Here is a 6,513-nt window from a genome sequence, read left to right as displayed (position 1 = left end):
CCCGGCCTCGTTTCGGTGGTGCTCACCGGGGATCGTTACGTCGCCTTTCTCGTTTCCACACCCTCTGTGACTACCTCGATATCGCTCTCAATCCGCGCTTCCACGTACGCCACGAGCCCGCCCCGGTGCATCCCCATCCCCCTCTTCGCCTCAGCATCGCCATCCAACCATGGGGGTCTGACATGGGCGCGAGCCCCCACCGTCCGCGTGGCCTGCTGGAAGGGGGCACCCTCCAGCCCCGAGCGATGCAAACCTGTCCGACAGTCGGACACGTTCGCGGGTTCAGGCATCGTGCGGCGAAAACCTGTCCGACAGTCGGACAGGTTTTGAGCGAGCGCGCCCGGCGGGCCGCCTCTGCCGGTGACTCCGCCCTTCCTGACGTCCGCGAAATCACCCTGGACTGAGATGGCTCCCCGTTGAACTCCGCGAGGCGCGTGTCCTGTGGAGTCGTTTCAGGTCCATGACCTCCTCGACGTGCCTCTGCCCCACTGCTCAGGAAGTCCGGCCCGCCAGGCGGCGGCAGGCGGAGGACTTCACCGCGAGGTACACGCGCAGCCCCGGGGCAATGCGCAGCTCATGCACGGCGGCGTGTGTGAGGCGGACCACCCAGTGCACTCCCGTCACGTCCACGTGGGTCCCGCACTCCCCTGCCCCCGCGTCCTCCAGCTTCGTCACCGTGCCGTCGAGCACGTTGCGCGCTGAGACGCCGCTCAGCGGTCCGGTGGACAGGAGGATGTCCTCGGCGGGCACGGCGTAGGCGGCGCGGGTTCCGTGGGGCAGCTCCGGCGCGTCCGGCACCCAGAGCGACAGGTCTTCCGTGACGCGCAGCCGCGTGCCTCCGGATGAGGGATGTTCCAGGGTGCCTTCGAGGATGTTCTCCTCGGGCTCACCGGTGAGCAGGCCTCGCGCCACGGTGCCCAGCACCGTGTCCGCGGGGCCCACGGCCTTCACCAAGCCGCCGTCCAGGAGCAGCGCCTCGCGGGCCAGGGCCCGTGCCTCACCGAGTTGGTGGGTGACGTAGAGCAGGGGTACCCGGGCTTCGTCGCGAACACGCAGGAGGTACGGCAGCACGCGCTCCTTCAACGCAACGTCCAGCGCGGCCAGGGGTTCGTCCAGCAGCAGCAGCGCGGGGTTCGTCGCGAGCGCCCGCGCCAGCGCGACCCGCTGCTTCTCGCCTCCGGACAGCGTCACCGGGTAGCGGTGCAGCAACGGCTCCAGCTCCAGCAGATGCACGGCCTCGTCCACGCGCGACGGCCGTCCGGCGCGCACGCCGAAGCGCACGTTCTGTCCGGCGGTGAGGTGCGGGAAGAGCAACGCGTCCTGCGGCACGTAGCCCATGCGGCGCGCTTCGGGCGGCACGTCGATACGAGCGGCCGTGTCGAGGAGCACGCGGTCATCGACCACGACGCGCCCCGTGGCGCCCCGCCGCAGACCCGCGAGCACCTCCAGGAGTGACGTCTTTCCAGAGCCCGAGCGCCCCAGCACCGCCACCGACGCGGACGTGAAGCGCGCTTCGACCTCCAGCGTGAAGCGTGCCAGGGGCAACCGCAGGGAGAGCTCCATCACGAGCGCGCGCCCCCTGCCCACGTGGTGCCCCGTCCACCCTCCGTGGACACGCGGTATCCCGAAGCCGCCGGCTTGGGCATACGGGACCGCACGACGTGCATCGCCCAGCGTGCAGGCCCGTGGCTCACGCGAGCCCCCGGGCCCCGCGCCGCCGTGTCACCACTTCCGTCACGTACATGGCCCCGAACGCGAGCACCACCGAGACGCCCGCGAGCCTCAGCGCCTCCGCGTCCTGCCCCACCTGCGTGCGCTGGAAGATGGCCAGCGACAGTGTCTGCGTGCTGCCCGGGATGTTGCCCGCCACCAGCACCGTCGCGCCAAACTCGCCCAGCGCCCGTGAGAACGCGAGCAGCGCGCCCGTGAGCACCCCGCGCCACGCCAGCGGCAGCGTCACCCGGAAGAAGGCCCGCGTGCGCGTGTCCCCCAGCGTGCGCGCTACGGCCACCAGCCGTGGATCCACCTCCTCGAAGCCCGCGCGCGCGGAGCGCACTAGCAGCGGGAACGCCATCACCGCGCTGGCCAGCACCACCGCCTTCGGCGTGAACACCACCTCCACGCCCAGCGCGTCCAGCATCCGCCCCAGCGCCGAGTCCCGCGCGAGTAACTCCAGCAGCACCAGCCCCACCGCTGTCGGAGGCAGCACCAGCGGCAGGGCCAGCACCGTCTCCACCACGCCGCGCCCCGGGCCCCTCCAGCGTGCGAGCGCGTACGCCGCCGCCACGCCCGGCACCAGGATGAGCACCGTGGACAGGGCCGCCACCGCCACCGTGAACAGCACCAGCCCTGTCAGTCCGTCGTCCATCACGGCGAGGGATGCCCCGTGGCCAAGGCCATGCAATGCCTCACCCGCACCGGTGCCAGGCATCGCGGCGAAACACTGGAGCGAGGGAACTCACGGGCGCCCTTCCCCGCGGCACACGCCAGTCCTGGCACAACCATCATGGTGCGTCCTTCCATGTGCCCACACCGTCCGGCATCGCCCTCGCCAGCAGCCATCATCACGGTGCTTCCTTCCGCGTCCAAAGCCAGGGCCACAGCACCCGCGCCAGCAGCCACCGGCACAGCGCGTCCTTCTACGTTCGAGGCTACGGCCTCAGCACCCGCGCCAGCAGCCACCGTCACGGCGCTTCCTTCCGCGTCCCAGCTCCGGACTTCGATGCCGGTACGGCTCGCGGCATCCCTGCATCCAGTGGCCCCGGGCCACCCGAGCTGCCCGGCGCCGTGCCCGTCACTCTCGCGTCCGGCGCGGCTTTCGCCGTGCTCGCGTCCAGGAAGCCCAGCCGGCGGAACTCCTTTCGCGCTTCTTCTGTCTGGAGGAAGCGCACGAACGCGAGCCCGCCCTCCGGTGCCTTGCCCTGTGTCAGCGCCGCCGCCGGATACACGATGCGCGGCGCGTCCCCCTCCGGCACCGTGAACACCACCCGGACCTTCTTCGATTGCGCTGCGTCCGTCGCGTACACCACGCCCGCGTCCGCCCTGCCCGATTCCACCGCCGCCAGCGCGGCCCGCACGTCCACCGCCGGCACCACGCGCGGCGCCACCTCCGCCCATACGCCCGCCTTCGTCAGCCACGCCTTCGCGTACACGCCCGCCGGCACCGCCGCCGGCTCCGCCAACACCACCCGCTTGAGCCCCTTCAGGTCCGCCGGCCCGGCGACCTTCACGGCCGATTTCACCGGCACCACCACCACCAGCCGGTTGGACAGCAGGTCCACCCGCGAGCCCGCCTGCACGAGCCCCGCCCGGTCGACCACGTCCAGCTTCGCCTCGTCGGCGGAGAGGAACGCATCCGCCGGAGCCCCCGCCACCACCTGACGGGCCAGGTCGCTGGACGCCCCGAAGGCGAACCGCACCCGGTGCCCCGACGCCTGCTGGAACGCGGGCGCCAGCACCTGGAGTGCGTCCGTCGTGCTCGCCGCCGCGAACACCAGCACCTCCTCCGCTCGCGCCGCGGACACCGACACCCACGCCAGCAACAACGCCCACCCCGCATGTCGCATCGTCCGCTCCTCCCGCCACCGGCCCCGCCGGGAGCCCTTTCCGAGCCTACAAGTTGACCCGCTCCCACCCCGCCGCTAATGAATATTCTGTGTCACGGAATATCCATAAAGAGGATGAAGCGCTCTCGAAGGACATCGACCGGCTGCAGGAGTTGATGTTCTCGCTGGGTCGTCGCCGTTCACTCCGTGACCCCATCGCCAGCACCTGCGAGCAGCTCCAGTTCACGCCGCCCCAGGTGCATGCCCTGCTGTGGCTGGGCCTGGACGGCTCGCTCACCATGGGCGAGCTGGCCCGGCGACTGGGCGTCACCGAAAAGACCGTCACGGGCGTCGTGGACCGCCTGGAGCGCGAAGGCCACCTCGTCCGCGAACGCGGGGAGACCGACCGGCGCGTCGTGCGCTGCCGCCTCACCGACAAGGGCAAGCAGACCTTCGCCAAGCTCGACCGCTCCATGCACCGCGCGATGGGCGTGGTGATGGGCATGCTCGACCCGGACGACCGGCAGGCCCTCTTCCGCGTCCTGGAGAAGGTGCTCAGCAAGCTGGACGCGCCGGACGCCGCGTCCGGGAGCTGAAGGCCGTCAACGCCCGTCCGGAGCCCGCGCCCACAGGAGGCGCGGGTGCAGGAGCAGCGCGAACGCCTCCCGCACCGTCCAGTACGCCCGGTCCCCCGCGCGCATCCGCCCGGCGATGGGGGCGGGGCTCGTGGCCACCTCCAGTCCCTCGCGCCAGAAGCACTGCCTCGCGCGCAGCAGGTGATACGGGTCGGAGACCACCACCACCCGGCGCGCGCCCCGCTCGCGCAGCACGCGCGCGCTGAACCGCGCGTTGGCCTGCGTGGAGTGGCTGTCCTCCTCCAGCACGCACGCGGACGCGGGCACGCCCGCCGCCACCGCCAGCTCGCGCATCACTCGCGCCTCGGACGGCGGATGGGCGCCCACGCCTCCGGACAACACCAACCACGGCGCCACGCCCCGGTGATACAGCGCGACCGCCTGCTCCACGCGCGCCACCAGCGCCCCGGACGGCACGCCGCCCGGCAACACCCGCGCGCCCAGCACCACCAGCGCGTCCGCGTCCGTCACGCGCTCGCGCCGGCCAAAGCGGTCCACCCACCAGGCCAGCCCGAACACACCGCCCGTGAGCACGCCCGCGCACAGGAGCACCGCCCGGCGCGCACGTCCGGGTCTGGGGAGGAGGGCAAGGGGACGCACCGCCAGGACCCTAGTCCTGCACCGGACATCCCGCGGCCCCGGATACGCCTTCAGCGAGGCAGTGTGTCCGCGATGACAGGTTTCACGGTGTGAGGTGGACGCACGACCCGGTGAATTGTCGCGATGCGTATCGCCCCGGAGTGGGTCTCAAGACACAATGCGCAAATGACCCGGCCGGGGTCCGAGGCGAACCCGGGGCGGCCGGTGGGAGGCATACGGATGGATGTCAAAGGCGTCGCATTCCTGGCACGGCAGACCATGGCGGTGCAGGCCTTCGGCGAACCGGCGTGGAAGGCCTTCCTCGCGGAGCAGGCGAAGCGGGACCCCATCTTCGGGCAGCTCATCATGCCGGTCTCCCGCATCCCGGCGGACGCCTTCCTCCGCCTCAACGAGGCCTTCACCCAGCGCTTCTACGGCGGCGACACCAAGGCCTACTGGCAATACGGCATCAAGTCCGCCGAGTACGCGCTGGGCCAGGGCCAGCTCAAGACGATGTTCGGCAAGGACGACTTCCGCCGCTTCGCCCTGTTCACCCCCGGCATCTGGAAGGGCTACTTCACCGAAGGCGAGCTGACCGCGCAGTTGCAGGGCGACACCGTGGAGCTGCGCATCACCGGCGTGCCCCGGCCGCACATCTACTTCGAGCTCGCGGTGATGGGCTTCGCCTCCGGGGGCCTCGCGTACCTGAGCGGCCGCAAGGAGATCCACCACGAGGTGCTGAAGGGCTTCAGCAAGGGGGACATGGAGGTCCTCTACCGCTTCACCCTGCCCCCCCCGGCGTGAGCCTCAGGGCGCCGAGGCGGCCGTGGCCGTGCCCGCGGGCGCGGCTCCAGCCGGAGCCACGACGACCGGAGCCTCGACCGGTGCCTGGGAGGGCTGAAGCCGCAGGTCCGCCACCACGGGGTAGTGGTCGGACGCGCCCACGCGCAGCACGCGCGTGGACACCGGGGTGAAGGCGCCGCACGCCATCACGTAGTCGATGCGCAGGGACCTCAGGAACAGCGGCATGGGGTAGGTGCCCGTCCCGTCGGAGCGGGTGACGCGCGCCACGTCCTGGAGCTGGCGGCGCAACAGGCGCACCGGGCGCGAGTCCGGGTCGTCGTTCAGGTCCCCCATCAGGAGCCGGGGCCGGGTGTCCTTCGCCAGCAGCCGCGAGATGAAGACGCTCTGGCGCACGCGCGCCGCGCCGTTGAAGGGCCGGCGGATGAGGTGCGTGGCGTAGACGCTCACCTCGCGCCCGTCCACGTCCAGCACGGCGTGCGCCAGCGTGCGCGGCTCCGCGCCCCTCGGCGTGGGCAGCGGGTACTGCGCCAGGGACTGGAACGGGTGGCGCGACAGGAGCGCGATGCCGTACGCGCCGCCGTACAGCCGCGTGGTGCCGAAGTGCGCGCGGTACTTCAGGCCGGTGAGCGCGGACAGCCGCTCCACCTGGTCCTCGCCGCGCGCGCGCGTGGAGCCCACGTCCACCTCCTGCAGCGCGACGACGTCCGGGCCCTCCTGGCGGATGACCTCCGCCACCTGCTCCAGCCCCTTGAGGCCGGACTGGATGTTGAAGGTCATCACCCGCAGGGCGCCCGGGTCGCGCGCGGGGGCGGCGGCGACGGGGGTGGTGCCCGAGGACAGGGTGGGACGCACGGGACCGGAGGCACAGGCCAGGGTTCCCGCGACGAACAGGGCGGTCAGCAGGGGGCTCGTTCGCGTCATTCGCATCAGGGGGGGCGATGGTAGGCCGC

7 protein-coding genes are annotated in these 6,513 nt (G+C 71.8%); 2 read left to right on the top strand and 5 right to left on the bottom strand.

The window, feature by feature from the left end:
• Positions 1-492: 492 nt before the first annotated feature.
• The 3 genes from modC to modA all read right to left on the bottom strand — a co-directional run bounded on the left by modC (position 493) and on the right by modA (position 3,566).
• Positions 493-1,563 carry a molybdenum ABC transporter ATP-binding protein gene (gene modC / locus K8556_RS16775; protein ID WP_223741088.1) on the bottom strand — a complete coding sequence of 357 codons (1,071 nt, stop codon included), beginning with the start codon at positions 1,561-1,563 and terminating at the stop codon, positions 493-495.
• A gap of 127 nt (positions 1,564-1,690) precedes the next feature.
• On the bottom strand, positions 1,691-2,368 hold the full coding sequence (modB, locus tag K8556_RS16770) for a molybdate ABC transporter permease subunit (RefSeq protein WP_223741087.1): 678 nt from the start codon (positions 2,366-2,368) through the stop codon (positions 1,691-1,693).
• A 316-nt stretch (positions 2,369-2,684) separates the two neighbouring features.
• Positions 2,685-3,566 carry a molybdate ABC transporter substrate-binding protein gene (gene modA / locus K8556_RS16765; RefSeq protein ID WP_223741077.1) on the bottom strand — a complete coding sequence of 294 codons (882 nt, stop codon included), beginning with the start codon at positions 3,564-3,566 and terminating at the stop codon, positions 2,685-2,687.
• Positions 3,567-3,655: 89 nt separating this feature from the next.
• On the opposite strand from modA, the gene K8556_RS16760 reads away from it, so the two are divergent.
• Entirely contained in the window at positions 3,656-4,141 is a 486-nt protein-coding gene (locus tag K8556_RS16760; RefSeq protein ID WP_223741076.1) for a MarR family transcriptional regulator, read from the top strand.
• Positions 4,142-4,147: 6 nt separating this feature from the next.
• Here the strand turns inward: K8556_RS16760 and K8556_RS16755 are convergent, their stop codons facing one another.
• Positions 4,148-4,780 carry a YdcF family protein gene (locus K8556_RS16755; protein ID WP_223741075.1) on the bottom strand — a complete coding sequence of 211 codons (633 nt, stop codon included), beginning with the start codon at positions 4,778-4,780 and terminating at the stop codon, positions 4,148-4,150.
• 219 nt (positions 4,781-4,999) lie between these two features.
• Here K8556_RS16755 and K8556_RS16750 point away from each other — a divergent pair, with 219 nt between their 5' ends.
• On the top strand, positions 5,000-5,563 hold the full coding sequence (locus tag K8556_RS16750) for a hypothetical protein (RefSeq protein WP_223741074.1): 564 nt from the start codon (positions 5,000-5,002) through the stop codon (positions 5,561-5,563).
• 3 nt (positions 5,564-5,566) lie between these two features.
• On the opposite strand, the gene K8556_RS16745 is transcribed toward K8556_RS16750, so the two are convergent.
• Positions 5,567-6,484 carry an endonuclease/exonuclease/phosphatase family protein gene (locus K8556_RS16745; protein ID WP_223741073.1) on the bottom strand — a complete coding sequence of 306 codons (918 nt, stop codon included), beginning with the start codon at positions 6,482-6,484 and terminating at the stop codon, positions 5,567-5,569.
• Positions 6,485-6,513 lie beyond the last annotated feature (29 nt).

It is taken from the genome of Corallococcus sp. AS-1-12 (genome assembly GCF_020036995.1).
Classification (GTDB): domain Bacteria; phylum Myxococcota; class Myxococcia; order Myxococcales; family Myxococcaceae; genus Corallococcus.
Note: the sequence above shows the minus strand (reverse complement) of the source record. Positions and strands in the feature narration are given on the sequence as shown.